This window comes from Microbacterium sp. Z11_20 (assembly GCF_057197605.1).
On record NZ_JBXVOQ010000001.1, the window covers coordinates 697,757 to 719,846 of the forward strand.

Annotated in this window: 20 protein-coding genes; 7 read left to right on the forward strand and 13 right to left on the reverse strand. The window is 69.5% G+C overall.

Annotated features, from left to right (window positions below):
- Positions 1-79: 79 nt before the first annotated feature.
- The 3 genes from AC2DFQ_RS03360 to dut are packed head-to-tail and all read right to left on the reverse strand — an operon-like array spanning position 80 to position 1,895.
- Complete coding sequence (locus AC2DFQ_RS03360; protein ID WP_484532939.1) at positions 80-850, reverse strand: DUF3159 domain-containing protein; 771 nt, start codon at positions 848-850, stop codon at positions 80-82.
- Positions 847-1,443 (reverse strand): DUF3710 domain-containing protein, encoded by a 597-nt coding sequence (locus AC2DFQ_RS03365; RefSeq protein ID WP_484509249.1) that lies wholly within the window; start codon positions 1,441-1,443, stop codon positions 847-849. The genes AC2DFQ_RS03360 and AC2DFQ_RS03365 overlap by 4 nt, the downstream gene beginning before the upstream one ends.
- Positions 1,440-1,895: a dUTP diphosphatase gene (dut, locus tag AC2DFQ_RS03370; RefSeq protein ID WP_484532940.1), complete on the reverse strand. Its 456-nt coding sequence runs from the start codon at positions 1,893-1,895 to the stop codon at positions 1,440-1,442. Before dut ends, AC2DFQ_RS03365 begins: the two co-directional genes overlap by 4 nt.
- Before the next feature lie 12 nt (positions 1,896-1,907).
- On the opposite strand from dut, the gene AC2DFQ_RS03375 reads away from it, so the two are divergent.
- On the forward strand, positions 1,908-2,399 hold the full coding sequence (locus AC2DFQ_RS03375) for a DUF3093 domain-containing protein (RefSeq protein WP_484532941.1): 492 nt from the start codon (positions 1,908-1,910) through the stop codon (positions 2,397-2,399).
- Here the strand turns inward: AC2DFQ_RS03375 and AC2DFQ_RS03380 are convergent.
- On the reverse strand, positions 2,374-2,667 hold the full coding sequence (locus tag AC2DFQ_RS03380) for a DUF4193 domain-containing protein (RefSeq protein WP_484509246.1): 294 nt from the start codon (positions 2,665-2,667) through the stop codon (positions 2,374-2,376). The two genes, AC2DFQ_RS03375 and AC2DFQ_RS03380, sit on opposite strands and share 26 nt — an antisense overlap.
- Positions 2,668-2,887: 220 nt before the next feature.
- Here AC2DFQ_RS03380 and sepH point away from each other — a divergent pair, with 220 nt between their 5' ends.
- Positions 2,888-3,907, forward strand: coding sequence for a septation protein SepH (gene sepH / locus AC2DFQ_RS03385; protein ID WP_484532942.1), 1,020 nt, complete (start codon positions 2,888-2,890; stop codon positions 3,905-3,907).
- A gap of 4 nt (positions 3,908-3,911) precedes the next feature.
- Here sepH and AC2DFQ_RS03390 read toward each other — a convergent pair whose 3' ends face one another.
- Positions 3,912-5,039 carry an alkaline phosphatase family protein gene (locus AC2DFQ_RS03390; protein ID WP_484532943.1) on the reverse strand — a complete coding sequence of 376 codons (1,128 nt, stop codon included), beginning with the start codon at positions 5,037-5,039 and terminating at the stop codon, positions 3,912-3,914.
- A gap of 84 nt (positions 5,040-5,123) precedes the next feature.
- Here AC2DFQ_RS03390 and AC2DFQ_RS03395 point away from each other — a divergent pair, with 84 nt between their 5' ends.
- Positions 5,124-7,583, forward strand: a complete 2,460-nt coding sequence (locus AC2DFQ_RS03395) for a DNA gyrase/topoisomerase IV subunit A (protein ID WP_484532944.1) — start codon at positions 5,124-5,126, stop codon at positions 7,581-7,583.
- Positions 7,584-7,851: 268 nt separating this feature from the next.
- Here AC2DFQ_RS03395 and AC2DFQ_RS03400 read toward each other — a convergent pair whose 3' ends face one another.
- Positions 7,852-9,921: a DNA gyrase/topoisomerase IV subunit B gene (locus AC2DFQ_RS03400; protein WP_484509242.1), complete on the reverse strand. Its 2,070-nt coding sequence runs from the start codon at positions 9,919-9,921 to the stop codon at positions 7,852-7,854.
- 167 nt (positions 9,922-10,088) lie between these two features.
- On the opposite strand from AC2DFQ_RS03400, the gene AC2DFQ_RS03405 reads away from it, so the two are divergent.
- Entirely contained in the window at positions 10,089-10,313 is a 225-nt protein-coding gene (locus AC2DFQ_RS03405; protein ID WP_484509241.1) for a DUF7455 domain-containing protein, read from the forward strand.
- Positions 10,314-10,374: 61 nt separating this feature from the next.
- Here the strand turns inward: AC2DFQ_RS03405 and AC2DFQ_RS03410 are convergent, their stop codons facing one another.
- From AC2DFQ_RS03410 to AC2DFQ_RS03420, 3 genes are read right to left on the reverse strand one after another with little or no spacing between them, the layout of a single operon-like run.
- The gene (locus tag AC2DFQ_RS03410; protein WP_484532945.1) at positions 10,375-11,424 is read right to left on the reverse strand and encodes an alanine racemase; all 1,050 of its coding nucleotides are present in this window, start codon (positions 11,422-11,424) and stop codon (positions 10,375-10,377) included.
- Entirely contained in the window at positions 11,412-12,062 is a 651-nt protein-coding gene (locus AC2DFQ_RS03415; protein ID WP_484509239.1) for an alanine racemase, read from the reverse strand. Before AC2DFQ_RS03415 ends, AC2DFQ_RS03410 begins: the two co-directional genes overlap by 13 nt.
- A 26-nt stretch (positions 12,063-12,088) precedes the next feature.
- A complete protein-coding gene (locus AC2DFQ_RS03420; protein WP_484532946.1) occupies positions 12,089-13,120 on the reverse strand; it encodes a sugar-transfer associated ATP-grasp domain-containing protein in 1,032 nt (343 codons plus the stop codon).
- Positions 13,121-13,210: 90 nt separating this feature from the next.
- Between AC2DFQ_RS03420 and AC2DFQ_RS03425 the strand changes: the two genes are divergently transcribed.
- The gene (locus tag AC2DFQ_RS03425) at positions 13,211-14,245 is read left to right on the forward strand and encodes a sugar-transfer associated ATP-grasp domain-containing protein (protein ID WP_484509237.1); all 1,035 of its coding nucleotides are present in this window, start codon (positions 13,211-13,213) and stop codon (positions 14,243-14,245) included.
- A 39-nt stretch (positions 14,246-14,284) separates the two neighbouring features.
- Here AC2DFQ_RS03425 and murJ read toward each other — a convergent pair whose 3' ends face one another.
- The 4 genes from murJ to AC2DFQ_RS03445 all read right to left on the reverse strand — a co-directional run bounded on the left by murJ (position 14,285) and on the right by AC2DFQ_RS03445 (position 19,152).
- On the reverse strand, positions 14,285-15,883 hold the full coding sequence (murJ, locus tag AC2DFQ_RS03430; protein ID WP_484509236.1) for a murein biosynthesis integral membrane protein MurJ: 1,599 nt from the start codon (positions 15,881-15,883) through the stop codon (positions 14,285-14,287).
- A gap of 56 nt (positions 15,884-15,939) precedes the next feature.
- Complete coding sequence (locus AC2DFQ_RS03435) at positions 15,940-16,638, reverse strand: coenzyme F420-0:L-glutamate ligase (RefSeq protein WP_484509235.1); 699 nt, start codon at positions 16,636-16,638, stop codon at positions 15,940-15,942.
- A 12-nt stretch (positions 16,639-16,650) separates the two neighbouring features.
- A complete protein-coding gene (locus AC2DFQ_RS03440) occupies positions 16,651-18,003 on the reverse strand; it encodes an RNA polymerase sigma factor (RefSeq protein ID WP_484509234.1) in 1,353 nt (450 codons plus the stop codon).
- Positions 18,004-18,216: 213 nt separating this feature from the next.
- Positions 18,217-19,152, reverse strand: coding sequence for a proteasome assembly chaperone family protein (locus AC2DFQ_RS03445; RefSeq protein ID WP_484509233.1), 936 nt, complete (start codon positions 19,150-19,152; stop codon positions 18,217-18,219).
- An 84-nt stretch (positions 19,153-19,236) separates the two neighbouring features.
- Here AC2DFQ_RS03445 and AC2DFQ_RS03450 point away from each other — a divergent pair, with 84 nt between their 5' ends.
- Both AC2DFQ_RS03450 and lpdA read left to right on the forward strand, forming a co-directional pair.
- The gene (locus AC2DFQ_RS03450; RefSeq protein ID WP_484532947.1) at positions 19,237-20,706 is read left to right on the forward strand and encodes a leucyl aminopeptidase; all 1,470 of its coding nucleotides are present in this window, start codon (positions 19,237-19,239) and stop codon (positions 20,704-20,706) included.
- Complete coding sequence (gene lpdA / locus AC2DFQ_RS03455; protein WP_484532948.1) at positions 20,703-22,076, forward strand: dihydrolipoyl dehydrogenase; 1,374 nt, start codon at positions 20,703-20,705, stop codon at positions 22,074-22,076. The genes AC2DFQ_RS03450 and lpdA overlap by 4 nt, the downstream gene beginning before the upstream one ends.
- The last annotated feature ends 14 nt before the right edge of the window (positions 22,077-22,090 follow it).

Sequence of the window (22,090 nt, forward strand, 5' to 3'; positions counted from 1 at the left end):
CGCCGTATCCGGCGGCGGCTAGGAAGGTTGCCCTAACCGGGAAGACGCGAGAATTTATCTCGATGTCAAGATAAATGTATCAGGTCTCGCGCGACGGGTAGAGCGCGCGCACGGCGAGCCATGTGACGGCCAGGAGCGGCGCGAACAGCGGCAGGCCCATCAGGATCTTGAGGGTTCCGAGCGCCGTGACGTTCTCGGCGAAGTACAGGGGCAGCTGCACCACCAGGCGCGCGGCGAACAGCGCCGCCCATGCGATGGAGAGCCAGAAGAACACGCGACGCTTGCGGGCGTTGCGCCGCCACTGCGTCCCCTCGTTCATGAGGAAACCGGCGGCCAGGCCGATCAGCGGCCACCCGACGAGGGCGGAGATGAGGAACGCGGCCCCGTAGGCGCCGTTCGTGAAGAATCCGAAGACGAAGTTGTCCTGGCCGCGACCGGTGAGCAGGGTGAGCGCGGCCGCCGCGGCGGTCGCCAGAAGCCCGCCGATGGCGGCGCTGGCCGGGGATCGCTGCACCAGACGCAGCACGGTGAACACCACCGCGATGCCGACGGATACGCCCAGGCTCACCCAGAGGTTCCCCTGCTCGGTGGCCTGGTCGTAGGTGAGCGTGAACAGGATCACGAACGCGAGGCTCGGCAGGACCGATTCGAGGATGCCGCGCCAGCCGCCCATCGCGGTCCATACGGCCGCACCGGTGGAGGAGCCTGCCGCAGGGTCGAGCCCCGCGCGGCGGGCTGCGGCGCCCAGCGCCGCTCCCAGTGCCTCGGAGGCGGGCGGCGGCACCTCCGGCGTGCCCGAGGTGCGCGCGGCGTCCGGCGGCGTAGCCCGCGGGGCGTCGGGATCGCTCACGCGCTGCCCGGTGTCGCGGGCATTTTGAGCGGAATGAGATCGCGAGGGGGCATGGGCGCCGTGCCGCGCACCACGACGATCGAGCGGAAGAGGTCTTCGACCTTGGCCGCCGCATCCGTATCGCCGGTAGCTGCTCCCCCGATGACGCCGCGGAGGAACCAGCGCGGTCCGTCCACACCGACGAAGCGGGCGAGGCGCTTGCTGGCGCCCTCCGCCCCGGCGACCACGGGCACCTCGGCGAGGAGCTCCGGGCCGAGGGGACCTTCTCGTTCCTCGACGCGGCCACCCTGCTGACGTACCTGCTGACGGATCTGCTCGCGTGTCTCGGTCCACAGGCCGGTGGTGCGCGGTGCCGCGAACGGCTGCACCTGCAGCGTGGAATCGGCGTAGTCGAGTCCGACGGCCACGATGCGCTTGGTCTGCTCCTCGACCTCCAGGCGGAGGTTCAGACCCTCCCGCGGAAGCACCTTGATGCCCCCCAGGTCGATGTAGGGGCGGACGGGGTTGGCCTCGGACTCGTCGAAGGGGCCGGTGACCGCGCGGTCGTTGGGCGACTCCTTGGCGGCAGGTGTCTGCGGGGGCAGATCGGTCATGCCCGGCTCCCTTGCTGGTTCGAATAACCCGTCGACCCGAATCCGCCCTCGCCCCGAGCGCTGTCGGGAAGGGTGTCGACGGGGAGGAAGCGGACGGGGGGCACGGGCATCACGATGAGCTGCGCGATGCGATCTCCCACCGCGACCTCGAAGGCCTCGCGGGCGTCGGTGTTCAGCAGCGCGACCTTGATCTCGCCGCGGTACCCCGCGTCGACGGTGCCGGGGGCGTTGACGATGGTGATCCCGTGCTTGGCGGCCAAGCCGCTTCGCGGAACGACGAAGGCGACGTGACCGTCGGGGAGCGCGATGCGCACACCCGTGGCCACCAGGGCGCGCTCTCCCGGCTCGAGGCGAACGGCCTCGGCAGCCATCAGATCCGCTCCGGCATCGCCGGGGTGCGCGAACACGGGAGCCGCGGCGGCGATAATGGGCACGTCGACGGTATCGGTCACCCCACGAGGGTAATGCAGATGGGAAGGTGCAGCATCCGCGACCCAATCACCTATCGCGAGCGGCTGAGCCCATCCCTGTGGGCGTTGGTGGCCGCCGCCGTGTGCGGTCCGATGGCGGCTCTCGTTCTCGCGCCCATAGACCAGACGCTCGCCCTGATCGCCGGCGCGGTGGTCGGCGTCGGCGTCGTGGCTGCTCTCATCGCCCTGTCACCCGTGGTGGAGATCCGGGACGGGGTCCTGCACGCGGGACGGGCGCACATCGATGCGGAGTTTCTCGGAGAGCCCGTGGCGGTGACGGGCGAGGACGCCCGTCAGGCGCGTGGGGCGCGACTGGACGGACGGTCCTGGATGCTGCTGCGAGGCGGGATCGACGGGGTCGTCACGGTACCCGTGACCGACCCCGACGACCCCACTCCGGCGTGGGTGATCTCCACGCGCACGCCGGATCGGCTGGCGGCGGCGATCCGCCGCGCTCAGGTCAGGCCGCGCACTCCACGCAGATAGGGCCGGAGCCGGCCTCGTGGTCGAGCTGCGAGCGGTGCTTCACGAGGAAGCAGTTGGAACAGGTGAATTCGTCCTCCTGCGGGGGGAGGACGACGACATCGAGTTCGAGGTCGGAAAGATCCGCACCCGGAAGTTCGAAGCCTGAAGGGTTGTCGGCGTCTTCAACGTCGATCGCACCCGACGTCTTGTCCGGCACGCGCTCCTTCAGGGCCTCGATCGACTCGCTGTCGTCCTCGGTCTTGCGGGGTGCGTCGTAATCGGTGGCCATGCGTGAACGTCTCTTCTTTCGGATAAATCAGGGGGTGCCTTCGCCCGATCGGGCGGCCACAGTTTGCATGACCCACCGGCGATTAGCAAATACGCGGGGGCGGGGGCACCGGGGTGGTTCGGGATATGGGCGAAACGCGCGGCGCGCCCGCGATATTCCCGGTGGCGGGCGGCGCCTGTGTCAGCATGGGCGCTGACCGCAGATCGAAGGGGTGTTTCGCATGGAACAGCTCAAAGTCATCGGCACCGAGGAGAACCTCCTGGTCCTGGCGACGGACTCCGGCGAGCGGTTCACGCTCGCCGTCGATGAGGTGCTGCGCGGCGAAATGCGCCGCGCGCGTCGCGAACGGACCGCAGAAGAACGGGGCCCTCGGCCGAGCCCGCGCGAAGTGCAGGCCCATATCCGAGCCGGAATGTCGGCGCAGGAGGTGGCCGCGCTCATGGGCGCCCGCCTCGAGGACGTGGTGAAGTTCGAGCGGCCCGTCCTGGCAGAGCGCGAGCACATCGCGGGGCAGGCCCTCGCCGTGCCGGTGCTTCTCGGCGGTGAGCTGGAGCACGAGCACGTGACCTTCGGAGCCGCGGTGCGCGCCAAGCTCGCCGAGGCGCACGCAACCGGTGAGCGCTGGACCAGCTGGAAGGAATCGACCGGCTGGATCGTCAAGCTCGAGTTCACCGCCAACTCCATCGACCACGATGCCCGCTGGGGCTTCGACCCGCGCCGGAGCACGCTGTCGCCGCAGAACGCCGACGCGATCCAGCTGTCGCGGCAGGGCTCACTCCCGGACGGGCTCATCCCGCGCCTGCGGGCTCTGGACGTTCCGCTCGCCAAGGACGACACGCGCTTCGACAGCGGCGCCTTCGGCCCGCGCCGGATGGAAAACGACACCGAACCGTTGCCCGACTCGCCGTTCGCGGGGTCGGTCGCCGACGGGGCCAAGCGTGCGCCGGAGGCGCCGGTGACCTCGACGGAGACGGCCGACCTGCTCGAGGCGCTGCGCCGGCGGCGCGGCCAGCGCGAGCCGCTGCCCGGCACCGACTCCGAAGCGGAATCACGACGCCCCACCGCGCCGGTCGCGCTGTTCGATGCGCTCGAGCCCGGGTACGACGAACCAGGCTCTCAGCCGGATTCCGCACCGTCGGGATCCGCCCCGTCCGAAGGCGGAGGCGGCCGCCGCAAGGGGCGCACGTCGATGCCGTCGTGGGACGAGATCGTCTTCGGCGCCCGCGGCGACGAGAACTGACGCGTCAGGCGAAGGCGCCCAGCCGCAGGAGCGGCACGATGCGCTCCTCGATCGTGAGCGAGCCGTGCTGGCCCACCATGCGCTGGGCTCCCTTCTCGACCTCTCGATCGTCGTAGTAGGCCACTCCCGCGCGCGCGGCGACCAGCACGTCGCCGATGCGTTCGCGCACCGCCGGGTCGACAGCGCCGAACACACCCGCCGCCACGGCCTCCTCGCGCGAGAACACCCACGCCCGGCCCGACTCGGCGGCCTGCCAGGCCGCGTGGACGTCGGCTTCCCGGCCGGGGTCGGCGTAGAGGTGCAGCATCCTCGGCTCGCCCCCGACGACGGCGACCCCGTCCCAGAGGGGTGAATCGGCCCCGAACAGCAGTCGCCGGTGCGCCGGGACGTCGACCATGCCGTGATCGGCCGTGACGAGCGCCCCGGTGGCGGGGTGGAGAACGTCGGCCAAACGTTGGACGGCGGCATCCACCCGTTCCAGCGCGGATGACCACTGATCGGACTCCCAGCCGTGTCGGTGGCCGACGCTGTCGAGGTCGGGGGCGTAGAGGTAGACCAGGGCGCCGGGATGCTCCGCCGTCAGCCGCGCGGCGGCTTCCACCCGCTCGACGAGATCCTCGATCCCGAGGATCTCCGCTCCCCGCAGCGTCGCTTCGGTGAACCCCGTCCCCCGATACTCGGGCCGCGAGACGACGAAGGTGCGGCGTCCCCCTGCGGCCTCGCGCTCGAGAATCGGGCGGGACCGCTGCCACGTCAGCGGGTCGAGTCCGTCGGTCTCCCACCCGCGGAGCTGGTTCGGGGCGGCATCGGTGCCCGGGATGCGCACCTTGTACCCGACGATCCCGTGCTGCCCCGGATCGGTCCCGGTGAGCAGGCTCGTGAGAGCCGCCGCCGTCGTGGAGGGGAAGACGGTGCGGGCGACCGCGGACCGCGAGGCGAGCGAAGACAGGAACCGGGCGTGCCCGCGCCGGGCAGCCAGGTTGTGCGCGCCGAGCCCGTCGAGTACGAAGACGATGGCGCTTCGCGCCGGCGGCAGCGTGTCGGAGCCGCCTTCCAGGGCGGCCACCACATCGGTCAGCACGCCGGTGAGGCTCCGGGCGCGTGGCGGGTACGCCGGTAGGCTGAGGGACATCCGGGTCAGTCTCGCACAGGCGAGCGGCCCTGCGTCCAGGCGCAACCGCCGCGACCGACACCGCCGACCCGAGGCCCAACGGACATGCCCTCTTCCCGCCCCTCCCCTGCCGTCGAAGAACGCATCGAAGACGTCGACCTCTCCGCCGAGATGCAGGGGTCGTTCCTCGAGTACGCGTACTCGGTGATCTACTCGCGGGCGCTTCCCGACGCCCGAGACGGCCTCAAACCCGTGCAGCGCCGCATCCTGTACCAGATGGCGGAGATGGGGCTGCGACCCGACCGCGGCCACGTCAAGAGCGCCCGCGTCGTCGGCGAGGTCATGGGAAAGCTTCACCCGCACGGTGACGCGCCCATCTACGACGCGCTGGTCCGCCTCGCCCAGTCCTTCTCGCTCCGGGTGCCGCTCGTGGACGGGCACGGCAACTTCGGCTCGCTCGATGACGGCCCCGCCGCGCCGCGCTACACCGAGGCACGCCTGGCGCCTCCCGCGCTGGCTCTGACCGCAGACCTCGACGAGGACGTCGTCGACTTCATCCCGAACTACGACGGACAGTTCCAGCAGCCCGAGGTGCTGCCGGCGGCCTTCCCGAATCTGCTCGTCAACGGCGCCTCCGGCATCGCCGTCGGTATGGCCACGAACATGGCACCCCACAACCTCATCGAGGTGGTCGCTGCCGCCGTGCACCTTCTGCAGAACCCGGAGGCCACGCTCGAAGAGCTCATGGAGTTCGTCCCCGGGCCCGACCTCCCCTCCGGCGGCATCATCGTCGGACTGGACGGCATCCGCGACGCGTACGCCAACGGGCGCGGATCCTTCCGCACCCGGGCGAAGGTGTCGGTCGAGCCTCTCGGACCCCGCCGCACCGGACTCGTCGTGACCGAGCTGCCCTACCTCGTCGGCCCCGAGCGGGTGATCGAGAAGATCAAGGACGCCGTCACGAGCAAGAAGCTCACCGGGATCGCGGACGTCACCGACCTCACCGATCGCAACCATGGGCTGCGCCTGGTGATCGGCATCAAGACCGGGTTCGATCCGAGCGCGGTGCTCGAGCAGCTCTACCGACTCACGCCGATGGAGGACTCCTTCGGCATCAACAACGTCGCACTCGTCGACGGTCAGCCGCAGACGCTCGGGCTGCGGGAGCTGCTGCGGGTGTACCTGGACCACCGCATCCGGGTCGTCACCCGCCGGAGCGAATACCGGCTCGCTCGTCGCCGCGAGCGGCTGCACCTCGTCGAGGGCCTGCTCATCGCGATCCTCGACATCGACGAGGTCATCCAGGTCATCCGCGCCTCGGATGACGGCGAGCAGGCGCGTGGGCGGCTGATGGACGTCTTCGACCTGAGCCAGCTGCAGGCCGAGTACATCCTGGAGCTGCGTCTTCGACGTCTGACGAAGTTCTCGCGCATCGAGCTGGAGGCTGAGCGCGACTCCCTCAAGGCCGAGATCGCCGCGCTCGTCGAGCTGCTCGGCGATCCCGCACTGCTGCGCGCTCAGGTCGCGCGAGAGCTGGAAGCCACCTCGGACGCGCTCGGCACGCCCCGCCGCACCCTGCTCCTCAACGGCGGCCCGGTCACTCCGCGCTCCTCGCGGGGGTCGGCGGCCGCCGCCGATCTGCAGATCGCGGACGCCCCCTGCCGGCTCTTCCTGTCGGCGACAGGCCGGATGGTGCGCGCCGAACGCTCCCCCGACGCGCCGAACGAGGGCATCGTCACGCCCGCCCGGCGGTCCAAGCACGACGCGATCCGCTCGGCCGTCGACACGACGACCCGCGGCGACGTCGGGGCCGTCACCAGCGCGGGGCGCCTCATCCGGTTCTCCCCCGTCGACCTGCCCTCCGTTCCCGGCAACGCCGTGCAGCTGGCCGCCGGCACGCGAGCCGACCAGTACCTCGGGCTCTCCGGCGGAGAGCACGTCGTCGCCGTCGTGCCCCTGGTGGCCGATCCCCCGATCGCGCTGGGCACGGCCCAGGGCGTGGTCAAGCGCGTCGCGGCGACCGAGTTGCCGGCGAACAAGCACGACGTGTCGGTCATCGCCCTCCGCGAGGGCGACCGGGTGATCGGAGCGGCGCCGGCAACCGACGGCGCAGAGCTCGTCTTCGTCGCCGCCGACGCCCAGCTGCTGCGGTTCGACGCCTCGTCCGTTCGTCCCCAGGGGCGTGCGGCGGGCGGCATGGCCGGGATGCGCCTGACCGACGGGGTCGAGGCGATCGGCTTCTCCGTCGTCGGGGCATCCGCGTTCGATGCCGTCGTCATCACCGTCGCCGGTTCCAGCGCCGCGATCCCCGGCACCGACGCGGGCAGCGCGAAGGTTTCGGCGTTCACCGAGTACCCGGCCAAGGGGCGCGGCACGGGCGGCGTGCGAGCCCACCGGTTCCTCCGCGGCGAAGACGTGCTCACTGTCGCGTGGGTCGGTTCCGACCCGCGTGCGGTCGGGCCCGACGGTGCCGTGCGCCAGCTGCCGCCCTCCGGGGCGAAGCGCGACGCCTCCGGGTCACCCGTTGACGGCGTGATCGGCGCCGTCGGCACGACGGTCCGCTGACGCGTCGACCGCCTCGACCGCCTGAACCGCGAGAATCCAACTGCGCGGCGAGAATCCGGCGGCCTGCGGCATCCTCGTCGGGCAAGTGGATTCTCGAGGAACCCCCGGCGGGCGACCGCGTGCGGGGGCTCGGACGCTTCTACGAGCTCAGCGACCGAGCGGCAGCACGTCGCACAGGGCGGTCCCTGAGCGTGTCGAAGGGTCCGCCCGGGCCACGGCGCGCGGGTGACGCAGGGCGGTGCCTGAGCGTGTCGAAGGGCCGCGCGGGTCAGGCGTCGATGCGCTCGCGCGCGAGCCGGTCGCTGGCCTCGACGATGAACTCGCGCCGCGGCGCCACGTCGTTGCCCATCAGCAGCTCGAACACGCTCGCGGCCACTTCGGCGTGCTCGACGCGCACCCGGCGGAGCGAGCGGCCGGCGCGGTCCATCGTGGTGGTCGCCAGCTGGTCGGCATCCATCTCCCCCAGCCCCTTGTAGCGCTGCACCGGCTCTTGCCAGCGCTTGCCCGCCTTGGTGAGCTTGGTGAGCAGGGCGTGCAGCTCCTGCTCGCTGTACGTGTAGATCGTCTCGTTCGGCTTCGTGCCGGGGTTCATGACCACCACGCGATGCAGCGGCGGAACCGCGGCGAAGACGCGCCCGGCTTCCACGAGCGGTCGCATGTACCGGAAGAACAGCGTCAGCAGCAGCGTCCGGATGTGCGCGCCGTCGACATCGGCGTCGCTCATCAGGATGATCTTGCCGTAGCGCGCGGCGTCGAGATCGAAGGAGCGTCCGGATCCGGCACCGATCACCTGGATGATCGAGGCGCACTCGGCGTTGGACAGCATGTCGCTGACCGAGGCCTTCTGCACGTTCAGAATCTTGCCGCGGATGGGCAGCAGCGCCTGGTATTCGCTGTTGCGCGCGAGCTTGGCGGTGCCCAGGGCGGAGTCTCCCTCGACGATGAACAGCTCGGAGTCGGAGACGTCGTTCGAGCGGCAATCGACGAGCTTCGCCGGAAGCGACGACGACTCCAGCGCGTTCTTGCGGCGCTGCGTCTCCTTGTGGGTGCGCGCCGAGATGCGCGACTTCATCTCGGAGACGACCTTGTCCAGGAGGAGGGCCGTCTGCGCCTTGTCGTCGCGCTTGGTCGAGGCGAACCGGGCGGCGAGCTCTTTCGTGACGACCGACGAGACGATCTGGCGCACCGCGGGTGTGCCGAGGATCTCCTTCGTCTGCCCCTCGAACTGCGGTTCGGGAAGGCGGACGTTCAGCACGGCGGTGAGGCCGGCGAGGATGTCGTCCTTGTCCAGCTTGTCGTTGCCCACCTTCAGGCGACGGGCGTTCTGTTCGACCTGGGTGCGGAGGGTCTTCATGAGCCCCTGCTCGAAGCCCTGCTGGTGCGTGCCGCCCTTGGGAGTCGCGATGATGTTGACGAACGAGCGCATCACCGTGTCGTAGCCCGTGCCCCACCGCAGGGCCACGTCGACCTCGCAGGTGCGTTCCACCTCGGTGGGCACCATGGCACCGGTCGGCTGGAGCACGGGCACCGTCTCCGTGAACGTGCCGGAGCCGGTCAGGCGCCACGTGTCGGTGAGGCCGGAGTCGGGGGCGAGGTATTCGGCGAACTCGGAGATCCCGCCGTCGTAGCGATAGGTCGTGTCGACCGGCTCTGCGGTGCGTTCGTCGCGGACGACCAGCTCCAGCCCCGGAACCAGGAACGCCGTCTGGCGCACGCGCTGCTCGAGCTCGTCGAGCCCGAAGGCGGCGTCCTTGGTGAAGATCTGCCGGTCGGCCCAGTAGCGGATGCGCGTTCCGGTGACCCCCTTGGGGGCCTTCCCCACGACGCGCAGTTCGCTGCTGTTGTCGAACGGGGTGAACGGCGAATCCGGCGACGGCCCGGCGAAGATTCCCGGCTCACCGCGATGGAACGACATCGCGTAGGTCTTGCCGCCGCGGTCGACCTCGACGTCGAGGCGCTCCGACAGGGCATTCACGACGGATGCTCCGACACCGTGGAGACCGCCGGATGCGGCGTACGAGCCGCCGCCGAACTTGCCCCCGGCGTGCAGCTTCGTGAAGACCACCTCGACGCCGGAGAGCCCGGTGCGCGGTTCGATGTCGACGGGGATCCCGCGGGCGCGGTCGCGCACCTCCACGCTGCCGTCGGTGTGCAGCACGATGTCGATGCGGCTGCCGTGTCCGCCCAGCGCCTCGTCGACGGAGTTGTCGATGATCTCCCACAGGCAGTGCATGAGACCACGGGAGTCGGTCGAACCGATGTACATTCCGGGGCGCTTGCGGACCGCTTCGAGCCCTTCAAGCACCTGAAGGTGGTGGGCAGAGTACTCGGCGATCACAATTTCCCACGATAACCGCGCGCGGAGGCGTGGGACTGCAGACACACGGCACCGGAGGGCCGCCGTACGCGCTGAGCGAAATGCGGGGGCATGCGGGCATCCTGGGTGGAGCCCCGTGGTTGTATGAGGTGAGCGAAGCACCGCGAGCACCGGAGGAGGGTACCGAGATGAATACGCTTTCGACACCGACCGACAACGGCGCCGTCCTCGAATACCGTCTCACCGCCGCTGATCGGTGTGACTCGTGCGGGGCACAGGCGTACATCGCCGCAGAGGTGAATGGCAGCGAGCTGCTGTTCTGCGCGCACCACGGACGCAAGTACGAGGAGAAGCTGCGCAGCATCGCCACCTCGTGGCACGACGAGACCGCTCGCCTCAGCGAGTCGGTCTGACGACGACCGAGGCGTTTCGAGTCGCGATCCGCTCATAAGACGGGTCGCGACTCCGCCTTTTTCAGGCGGTTGCGACCCGTCTCACCGACGGGGTCAGTCGTGTGACGATCTCCTCGCCGACCGTGTCGATCCGTACGGCGAGGGCCGTCGCATCGGATTCGCCCTGCTCGCCACGACCGAAGACGGTGACCATGTCGCCGACGGCCGCATCGGCCCATGACGCGACCGTCGTGCGGTGGTCGCCGATGTGGAGCACCTCGCGGGCCCCCTGGGGGGTGCCGATAGACGCACCCGTGAGCGTCGACGGCAGACCGTGCAGGGCGCCGATGGCGACGTCGACGCGGTTGCCGCGCACGCCGATCACGCGTGCTCGGAGGGCGGCCACGGGACGGATGCCGGGGATCTGAGGACCATCGGCCGAGCGGATGCCGTAGCAGAACGCGCCGATGCGGCAGACGGTGCCGCGCAGCTCCGGACGCCACCACGACGCCGCGGATGCGGTCAGATGGATGTCTTCCGGGTCGATGCCTGCCCGACGCAACACGCTGAGCGCATGGCGGAACTCGGCCGCCGCCGCGTCGTCCTCGCCGTCGCTGGCCTCCGCCAGGTGGCTCCAGATGCCGACCACTCGGAGGGCGCCGGAATCCTGCGCGCGGGCGGCCTCGGCCACGAACGCCGGCCAGTCCTCCGGGCGGACGCCGTTGCGGTGCAGACCGGTGTCGATCTTCAGGTGGGCGACCGCCGTACGGCCGCTGGCCCGCGCGATCGAGACCACGCGTCGCAGGTAGTCGTCACCGCCGATGCCGAACTCGAGGCCGGCATCCAACCCCCGCGCGACCTCCTCGTCCGTCGAGGTCGCCCACGCGAACACGCGGCCGTGCGGCCTGCGAGCCCGGATGCGCTCCCCCGTTTCGACGTCGTAGCTGCCGAAACGGGTCAGTGCCCCGTGGTCGGCCAGAGCATCCAGCACCCATTCGACGCCGTGTCCGTAGGCGTCGTCCTTCATGGCCAGCATCAGGGCGGACGGTGCGATGTGCGTGCTGACCAGCGACACGTTCCGGATCAGCTGTGACGCGGAGAGCTCCAGGACGGGGACCGTCAGTGGGTCCATTCGCGCACCGCCTTCGCGCCGGCGACGGCGACCAGTTCGGTCATCCGTAGACCGGTAGCCCGTGCCCACGCGGAGAGTCCGTCCACCGCCGGTCCTGCTCCGAAATACACGACATCCGGGCCCTCCGGAGCGTCGTGCGTCTGCAGGTCGATCACGCACACGTCCATGGCGACGCGCCCGACGATCGGCCGCAGCGCCGCGCCGATGCCGACAGATGCGCTGTTGCCGAGCGCCCGCACGATCCCCTGTGCGTATCCGCCCGTCACCAGCGCGATCGTGGTGTCGCGCTCGGCCCTGTGCGTGTACCCGTAGGACACCGCCTCCCCTGCGCGCAGCAGCTTCCGCGAGAGCATCCGACCGGTCAGGACCATCGCCGGCACGTGTCCTGAACCTGGCAGGCCGTACAGCAGGTTGCTATCGATGTCGGGCACCCCATCGCTCACGGCGTCGATGCCGGCGCCCCGCAGGGGCGCGAGCGACACCTCATCCACGACGACCCGTGAGACGCCGGCCGACTGGATGACGTGGGCCGCCTCGCGCACGCCGTGTCCGAAGGCGTCGGCACGCAGGTCGGCGACCGTGCCGCCGGCATCCACCGCCGCACGCGCCGACGCGCGCAGCGCGCTGCGCGAGATCACCGCGCGCGGGAGGCTGCCGGACGCCGTCACTTCCGGCTGGCCTCGATCACCGGGCGGTGCCGGGCGCGACTGCCGGTGCGGATGCCGGTGGCGCTCACCCGGGTCTCGTACAGCCCGGGCGTCCAGTTCCCTTCGATGAGCACCGGCCCGTCCGGGGTGACGGCGACATCCCACCCGATGTACGGCACGGTCGGGATCTCTCGGGCCGCTCGCGTGACGAGATCCACGACCTCATCCCACATCGGCACCTCGAAATCCACGATGGACTTGCCCGAATCCGGGTGCGTCTCGTACCGGGACTTGTGCTTGCCGGTGTGGCCGGGGCCGAAGGAACGACCGTTCTCGTCGATCATCGTGAAGAAGCCGCCCCAGGTGAACTGGTCGCTCACAGCGCCGCGGCCGAACTTCTGCGCAGCCATCAGGACATGCACCTTCTCGCCGTCGAAGAACGTGGTGACGCGGGTGGTGTTGACCGTGCCCTCGCAGTACTCGGCGAGATAGGGATGCTGCACGATGCGCTGCTCGATGAGCCGCTGGCCCTTGGCGCGCAGTTCGTCGCGGAACGCATTCCAGTCCTCGACCTCGGCCGCGTCGTAGCGGAAGACGCCCTTGCCCTCGCGACCGACGGGCGTCTTCGCGATGAACACGGGGTTCTTCTCCGCGAAGGCGCGAAGGCCGTCGGCATCCACCTCGTCGAGGTCCAGCCAGTCGCGACCGAGATAGTCGGCGAAACGGCGGTTGAACGTGAGCTTGTTCTCGAACTGCAGCGCATCGGTGCGATCGTTCAGCGCCTGCGCGAGGTGGTGCTGGATCAGCGAGGTCATGAAGGTCTTGCGCTCAGCCCTGCTGAGCAGCGCGAAGTCCGCCTCGTAGTAGTCGATGTAGGCGGTGTCGTGGAAGGCGGCCCACACGAGCATGTCGACGAAGGTGCGCGGCGCCCACGTGCCCTGCTCCTTCGCGATCTGTGACGCGAAGGACCACACCCGCCTGATGTCGAACGATCTCAGCCGCTTCAGGACATACTTCAGGCGCGCTCTGAGCGCGACGTCTTGAGACAAAACGACCCTTTCGAGGTGGACGGTCCGGCGTCCCATGGTAGTCGCTCGCCCCGTCCCGGCCCCGGGGGAGCCGCGTGCTAGCCTGGCGGGGTGGACCAGAAGCGCCTACGCGTTCGGTATCTTTTCGACCGGGCACGGCGACTGGATCCCACGCAGCTGATCGAACTCGCCCGTCAGGTGAAGCGCGTTTCGAAGGCCCCTCTCCCGGTGATCATCGCCGACATGCTGTGGTGCTCCGTCCGCTACGAGATGGGATTCCGCGACTACGTCGTGTGGGACATCCGCATCCTGAACGCGCGCGAGCGGGCGACCTGGATGACGCACCCGAAGGCCTTCCGTCTGAACAAGACCCTCAACGGCCCGGACTCGAAGGTCATCCTGGGGGACAAGGCTCGGTTCCTGACCGATTTCGCCGATCTGGTCGGTCGTGAATGGATCGATGCGAAGGTCGCGACCGAGGACGAACTCTCGGCGTTCCTCGGCCGTCACCAGCGCGTGATCGCCAAACCGGCTGCGGGCGAGGGCGGTGCCGGGATAGCGATCTTCGACACCGCCGACATCGCCGATGTCGCCGCGTGGCGAGCGGAGCGGGTCGAGAAGGACCAGACGCTGCTCGAACAGGTCCTGACGCAGCACGATGACCTCAACGCCGTCTATCCGGACAGCGTCAACACCGTCCGCATGATCACCTACCGCGACCCGCACGGCGAGCTGCACGTGATCGCCTCTGTGCTGCGGATCGGCAACGGCGCCGTGATCGATAACTTCGCCTCAGGCGGGATGTTCACGATGCTCGACGATGACGGTGTCGCACTGTATCCCGGCGTCGACAAGCAATCGAACATCTACCACAGGCATCCGATCTCCGGCGCCGCGATCAGGGGCGTGCGGGTGCCGTTCTACCCCGAGGTCGTGAGCATGATCGCCGCGGCAGCGGCTCGCCTGCCGACCGTGCCTTACGTCGGCTGGGACATCGCGATCACACCCGACGGGCCGGCGCTCATCGAGGCCAACCACAACTCCAGTGTGTTCCAGATGAAGCCTTCGGCCTCCGGCATCCGCACGGGATTGCTGCACCGCTACCGCGACGCCATCGGCGCCGAGATCGTCGACAACCGGCGCTGAGCGGCCCGGTTCGGGCCAGCCCCGCCGTCCTGGTCACGATCAGGCGCGACGGCGGCGGATGGTGTCGACGGCGACCTTCAGCTCCGGCGCGCGCAGCAGCGCCAGGAGGCCGACATACACCAGGACGCTGACCACTCCGATGAGGGCGGCTCCCAGCGCTCCCTGGAGCATGCCCTCGAGCATCCAGCCGCCCACTCCCCCGCTGAGCACGAAGACGCCCCACCCTGCGGCACCGGCAGGTATCGCCGCGACAATGAACCGCGCGAGTCCCCACCACGTGGCGCCGAGGCCGAGTGGTCCGAGCTTGCGTCGGAGCAGCACGATCGCGATGATCGTCTGGACGATGCCCACCAGCGACTGCACGAGCGCGACGGCGGCAGCCAGATAGCCGACCGAAACGGTCGCGGCGACGGCGAGGGTCCCGGTCAGGACGAGTGCTCCCTGCACCATCGTGAACACGAACGGGGTGCGCGCGTCACCGTAGGCGTAGAACGTGCGCTGGATGATGAACAGCACGCCCATGGGGATCAGGCTCACGAGGTAGGCGATCAGCACGGGCGCCATCGCGCCCGCTTCCTCGGGGCTGTGCGTGAACACGCGCGACGCTGGCACCGCTGCGGCCGACACCGCGGCGACGGCGATGACGGTGAACAGGCCCAGGACCCGAATCGACTGCCCGACGTCGGCGCGCAGCTCGGTGTGCCGACCGGCGGCGGAGTGCTCGCTGATGCGCGTGAAGTAAGGCGTCCCGATGGCGAGGATGATCATCGAGTACGGCAGCATGTACACGAGCCAGGCGTACTGGGAGGCCGCCGCCGAAGCGTTGTCTCCCGCGGCGGTCGAGGCCGTCGTCACCGTGAGCGACTGCACGATTCCGACCGCCTGGCCGATGAGAGTGGTCAGGAAGGTCCACGTCGCGAGCTTGCCCATGTGGCTGAGACCCATGCCGCGCCAGCGGAAATCCAGCCGCAGCGGGATGCCGGCCTTGCGCCAGAAGAACACCAGCACCACCAGCTGTGCGATGACGCCCAGGGTCGCCGTACCCGCGAGGGTCATCACCATCGAGCTGTTCCAACCGTCGAGCGTGTTGCGGTTCTGCCCGAACAGCATGATGAAGACCACGAAGCCGGCGATCGAGACGAAGTTGTTGACGATCGGCGCCCAGGCGTACGGCGCGAAGATCTTGCGAGCGTTCAGGATCTCGCCGAGCAGCGCGAACATCCCGTAGAAGAAGAGCTGCGGGATGCACCAGTACGCGAACTGGGTGGCCAGGGCATACTGCTGCGGCGACTGGAAGTTCGAGTACAGGTCGATCAGCAGTGGAGCGCAGGCCGTCGCCGCTACGGTCACGACGCCCATGATGAGTGCGCCGAGGGTGAGCAGCTTGGCGAGGAAGTCGTGCCCTCCGTCGCGCTGAGCGCTGATCCGCACCACCTGGGGCACGATCACGCCGGTCAGGACGCCCGCCGAGATCACCATGTAGATGCTGTTGGGCAGTTGATTCGCGATCGCGAAGGCGTCCGGTGCCTGCCCGAACGAGTTGATCGCGACCACGAGCACGATCGTGCGCAGCAGCCCGGTGACCCGGGACGTGAGCGTCCCCGCTGCGATCGTCGCGCTGGCGCGACCAAGACTCATACGTGCCCTTCCTCGTTGGGGCGGCTCAGCGCCGCTGGGAACCCAGCGTCACAGCGTCAGAGCGCGCGGACGACGCCGAGAGGCGTCGACTCGTGTCCCTGGCCGAGCGGGTTGTCCTTGAGGATCGCCACGAGGCGGCGTTCGCCCGCCTTGTCCAGCGTCGAACCGAGGATGTTCCCACCCAGGTCGTTGATGTCGACCACGGCGACCTCCGCCACCCCGCCGAGCAGCGACTTAAGATGTTGGGCGACCTCGCGCGGCTTATCCGGACCGAGCACGACCGCCTTGTTGTACGGCGGGATCGTGCCGCTGGTGGGACCGTCGATGGCGCGGGCCTTGTCGCCGGCGATCCGGTAGAAGTCGCCCTTCCGGCCGAATGCCTTCGTCACGGCCGAGACGGCAGCCGCGAACAGGATGCGGGGAACCCCGCACTCGCGCAGCGCCATCTCCATCGTCTCGGGCATGCCCAGGCCGATGCCGTAGGGCGTCCGCACCACGAAGCGCGACAGGAACAGCGCGAGTCGGCGCGGGTGGATGTCTTCCACGAGATACGACCGGCCCTGCGTGATGGCGACGATCTTCTCCGTCACGAAGAAGATGTCACCCGGCTGGACGACGTCGGTCGCGTACTCGCGGATGAACGGGTCGAGCTCGTCGCCCGGCATCACGACCCGCGTACGGATCGGGATGCGGGCGTACGTCGCTCCGTCGACGGTGACCGTCAACGCCTTGCCGGCATTGGCCTCAGCGGTCATGAGCCGGACCGCTCACTCGAGGTAGTCGCGGAGCGACTGCGAACGGCTCGGGTGACGCAGCTTCGCCATCGTCTTGGACTCGATCTGCCGGATCCGCTCGCGGGTCACGCCGAACGTGTCGCCGATCTGGTCCAGCGTCTTGGGCTGGCCGTCGCCGAGACCGAAGCGCATGCGGATGACGCCCGCCTCGCGCTCGGAGAGCGAGTCCAGAAGCGACTCCAGCTGGCGCTGCAGCATCGTGAACCCGACGGCGTCCGCGGGGACGACCGCCTCGGTGTCTTCGATGAGGTCGCCGAACTCGCTGTCGCCGTCCTCGCCCAGGGGCGTGTGCAGGGAGATCGGCTCGCGACCGTACTTCTGCACCTCGATGACCTTCTCAGGGGTCATATCGAGTTCGCGGCTGAGCTCTTCGGGCGTGGGCTCGCGACCCAGGTCCTGCAGCATCTGCCGCTGAACCCGAGCGAGCTTGTTGATGACCTCGACCATGTGCACCGGGATGCGGATGGTGCGGGCCTGGTCGGCCATGGCGCGCGTGATCGCCTGACGGATCCACCACGTGGCGTACGTGGAGAACTTGAAGCCCTTCGTGTAGTCGAACTTCTCGACCGCGCGGATGAGGCCCAGGTTGCCCTCCTGGATGAGATCCAGGAACTGCATGCCGCGACCGGTGTAGCGCTTGGCGAGCGAGACCACGAGTCGGAGGTTCGCACCGAGAAGGTGCGACTTCGCGCGCTGACCATCGCGGGCGACCCACTGGAGGTCGAGCCCGAGCTGGTTGGTCTTCTCCGCCGCCGACATGTGCGAGAGCTTCTCCTCGGCGAACAGACCGGCTTCGATCCGCATCGCCAACTCGACCTCTTCGGCCGCGTTCAGCAGCGGCACCTTGCCGATCTGCTTCAGGTAGTCCTTGACGGGGTCGGCCGTCGCGCCGGTGATCTGGGCGGAGTAGACCGGTACGTCGTCTTCGTCGGTCGAGGAGATGACGATCGCGCCGGTGGGGAGGGGCTCGCTGAACGCGGGCTTGGTGGCGTCCTCGTCGTCCTCGTCGTCGGCGGCCTCGGGCGCGACCTTCGCTGCGGGGGCAGCATCCGGGGTCTCCTCGTCGGCGTCGACGACGTCGTCGGTCGACACCTCGTCGGTGTCTTCGATCACGACGTCCAGCTCGACCTCGTCCACCTCTTCGTCGGTGTCGTCATTGCTGGACGTACCCTTGGCGGCCTTGGCCGGGGAGGCCTTGGCCTTGCCTTTGGGTGCAGCCTTCTTCGCGGGCGTCTTCTTCGACGCTACCGGGGCGGTCGCCTCGACCGTCTCGACTTCGGTGTCCTCGCCGCTGCGGGAGCGGGTCTTGGTGTTCGTGCCTGCCACGTTTCGCCTTTCACCGGGGGAACGCGTTCCACGGCCACCGGTCGTTCTCGGACACTAGTAAGACCCTTGTCAAGTCGGCGGCGAGAAGCTGGTGCTTCCTCCGACGACCGACAACGGGTCAGGTCCTCTATTGTCTCATACCTTCTCCAGCGGCCTGACGCGCGCAGAGAATACACCAGAGAGAACGCGAGGGCCCGGGCCGGTATTCCCGGGTCAGCCGAGGCTGGGGCCGCCGCGCTTGTCCTCGTCCCCGCCGGGACGGCTCGCGAGGAACCGCTCGAGTTCGGCTGCCAGCTCATCAGCGCTCGGCAGATCCCCCGTGTGGATGATGGGGGTCGCGTGCGTGGAACCGGCCATGTAGGAGTCGTAGCGCTCCTCGAGTCCCTCGAGCATGCGGGTGAGCTCGTCGCTGCCGGCGACCTGTTCCTGCACCTTCTCGAGGTACTCGCGGTTCTCCTCGCGGACCGTGTCCCCGTCGAAGACCAGCCCGGTCGCCACTGTGATGCTGTCCATGCCGGCGAGAGCAGCGGCCGGATACTCCGTGTCGCCGAGGTAGTGCGGAATCAGGAGAACGAACCCCGCGACCTTCGCGCCGGCCTCTGCGAACCGGTACTCCAGGAGGTGCCCCACGGTGGCCGGCACGCGCGTGTGCGGGCGCCATACCGAGTGGGCTTCGACGAGGTCGCCGCGGGTACCGCTGACGGTCGTGCCGATCGGACGCGTGTGCGGAACGGGCATCGGGATGGCGTGAACCCACGTCACCGACGACACCTGCAAAGCACCGCTGAGTTCGAGGATCGCCTCGGCGAAGGCGTCCCAGGCGAAGTCGGGCTCGTACCCGGCGAGCAGCACGAACGGCTGCCCCAGGGCATCGTGCGCGAGCGACAGCTCCAGACGCGGAGGACGGTAACCGGTCAGGTGGTCCTGATCGAAGGAGATGATCGGACGCCGGGCACGGTAGTCCAGCAGCACGTCGTTCGAGAAGACGAACAAGGGGGTGGGCTGCAGATCGTCGCGGAAGTAATCGATCAGCCGCGAGACGGCAGAGCCGGCATCGGTGAAGCCGGTGAGTGCGATGACCAGGGGGAGCCCGGACGGCACCGGCGGCGCCGAGACGGCGCGGTCGAACAGCGACGCGGGGAAGGGCATACGTCAACTCTACGAGCGCATCGCCCCAGGAGGCGCCGGGACCGGTCCCGCTCACAGCGAACACGCGAACCTAGGATGGGACGCATGCCGTTCCCCTCTGTGTCTCACAGCAGCGCACCCCTGCACGAGATTCCCGCCGACGCCGTCCTCCTCGTCCTGCCGTCACTGGAGGAGGGTGTCGAGATTCCGGGCTGGCCGGGGCTCCGCGAGACCCTTGCCGCGGTGGGATTCACCGGCACCTCCGGTTCGTTCCAGCGCGTCGCCGTTCCCGATGCGGCCACCCCGGTGGCCGTCGCCGGAGCGGGCTCCGACCCGCAGCCCGCCGCGCTACGGGCTGCTGCGGGCACCGGCATCCGCCAGCTCACCGGGTTCGCTCGCGTGGCGCTCGGCGCGCCGTCCACGCCGGATGCGGCGTGGCGGGCGCTTGCCGAGGGCGCAGCCCTGGGGGGCTACCGCTTCGCCGGTTACAAGAGCACGGCTCCCCCCTCGCGAGCCGCAGAGGTCGTGGTCTCGGTCTCCAGCGACCCGGAGACCGCCGACCTCGAGGCGGTGACCGCCATTGCCGACGCCGTCGCGCTCGTGAAGGATCTGGTCACCACTCCGGCGGAATGGCTCGGACCGGCAGACCTGGCCGAGCGGGCAGCCGAATCGGTCGCCGACCTGCCCGTGACCGTGACCGTCCTGGATGAGGACGCCCTCCGCGAAGGCGGATATGGCGGCATCCTCGCCGTCGGCCAGGGATCGGACCGGCCGCCGCGCCTGGTGAAGCTCGACTACTCCCCCGAGGGTGCCGAGCGCACCGTGGCCCTCGTCGGCAAGGGCATCACCTTCGACACGGGCGGGCTCTCGCTCAAGCCCGCCGCCTCCATGGTCGGGATGAAGTACGACATGTGCGGCGCCGCGACCGTGCTCGCGGTGGTCCGTGCGGCCGCCATGCTGCGCCTCCCCGTCCGCGTGACCGCGTGGATGTGCATCGCGGACAACATGCCGTCGGGCCGGGCGACGCGTCCGGGCGACGTGGTGCGGACGCTCGACGGCACGACGGTCGAGGTGCTCAATACGGACGCGGAGGGGCGGGTGGTGCTGGCGGACGGATTGGCCGCGGCCAGCCGCGAACGCCCCGACCTTCTCGTCGACGTCGCCACCCTGACCGGGGCGATCACGGTGGCGCTGGGAACGCGCCATGCCGGCGTGATGGGCGACGAGGAAGCGGTGGCGCGGTACCTCGAGGCCGCAGCCCGCGTGGATGAGCCGGCCTGGCCGCTCCCCCTCCCTGACCACATGGTCGACGACCTGGACTCCCCCATCGCCGACCTTCAGAACGCCAAGATGGGCGACCCCGCCGGTGGCTCGCTGTTCGCGGGCCTGTTCCTGCGGCATTTCGTCGGGCGCACCTCGGATGCCGATGATGCCCCGCGCATCCCGTGGGTGCACCTGGACATCGCCGGGGTCGGTATGAACAAGGGTGCCCCGCACGGATTCACCGACAAGGGCGTGACGGGCGCGACGGTTCGCGCGTTGATCGAACTGCTCACCGTGGAGGCCACGGCATGACCGTGCACACCGCCGACCTGGTGATCCTCGGTGGCGGGAGCGGAGGCTACGCCGCAGCCCTTCGGGCGGCCGAGCTCGGATCTTCCGTGGTGATCGTGGAGAAGGACAAGGTGGGGGGCACCTGCCTGCACCGTGGGTGCATCCCGACGAAGGCGCTCCTGCACTCGGCCGAGGTGGCCGACACCGCGCGCGATGCCGCCGCGGTGGGCGTGCGCGCGAGCCTGGACGGGATCGACCCCCTCGCCGTGCGGGCGTATCGCGAAGGCATCGTGAGTAAGAAGCATCGCGGACTCGAGGGGCTCCTCTCCGCGCGCGGCATCACCGTCGTCTCCGGCGAGGGGCGTCTGGAAGAGGGGCCCGCCGTCCGCGTCGGGGAAGACGTGTACCGCGGAACGGACGTCGTCATCGCGACCGGCTCGTATAGCAGGACCCTTCCCGGCCTCGACATCGGTGGTCGCGTGATCACCAGCGAGCAGGCCCTCGAGCTGGACGAGATCCCGGGCCGGGTCCTGGTGCTCGGCGGGGGCGTGATCGGTGTCGAGTTCGCGAGTGTCTGGCGCTCGTTCGGAGCCGAAGTGACGATCATCGAGGCCCTCGATCACCTGGTCCCCGCGGAGGACGCCACCTCCAGCAAGATGCTCGAGCGGGCTTACCGGAAGCGCGGCATCGACTTCCGCCTGGGCACACGGTTCTCCTCCGCATCCCAGACGTCGGAGTCGGTGACGGTGCAGCTGGAAGACGGCACGGCCCTGGATGCCGATTACCTCCTCGTCGCGGTCGGCCGTGGGCCCGCCAGCGCGGGACTGGGCTTGGAGGAAGGCGGTGTCGTGCTGGAGCGCGGCTTCGTGCGCACCGACGAGCGCCTGCGCACCGATGCCGCCCATGTGTGGGCCGTCGGCGATGTCGTTGCGGGACTGCAGTTGGCGCACCGCAGCTTCCAGCAGGGAATCTTCGTCGCCGAGGAGATCGCCGGGCGAGCGCCCGTGCGCGTGCCCGAACACCACATCCCGAGGGTGACCTACTCCCACCCCGAGGTGGCGTCCGTGGGGTGGACGCAGGTGCAGGCCGCGGAGCAGCACGGCGCGGACGCGGTCGTGGTGACCGAATACAACCTCGCCGGCAACGCCCGGAGCGAAATCCTCGGCACGTCGGGCGTCGCCAAGGTCATCCGGCTCAAGGATGGACCGGTCGTCGGAGTGCACCTCGTCGGCGATCGCGTGGGCGAGCTCATCACCGAAGCGCAGCTCGTGGTGGGCTGGGAAGCGCACCCCGAAGACGTGGCTCCGTACATCCACGCGCACCCCACACAGAGCGAAGCGCTCGGGGAAGCATTCCTCGCTCTGGCGGGCTCGCCGCTGCACACGCTCTGAGGCGCGCGGCGCGT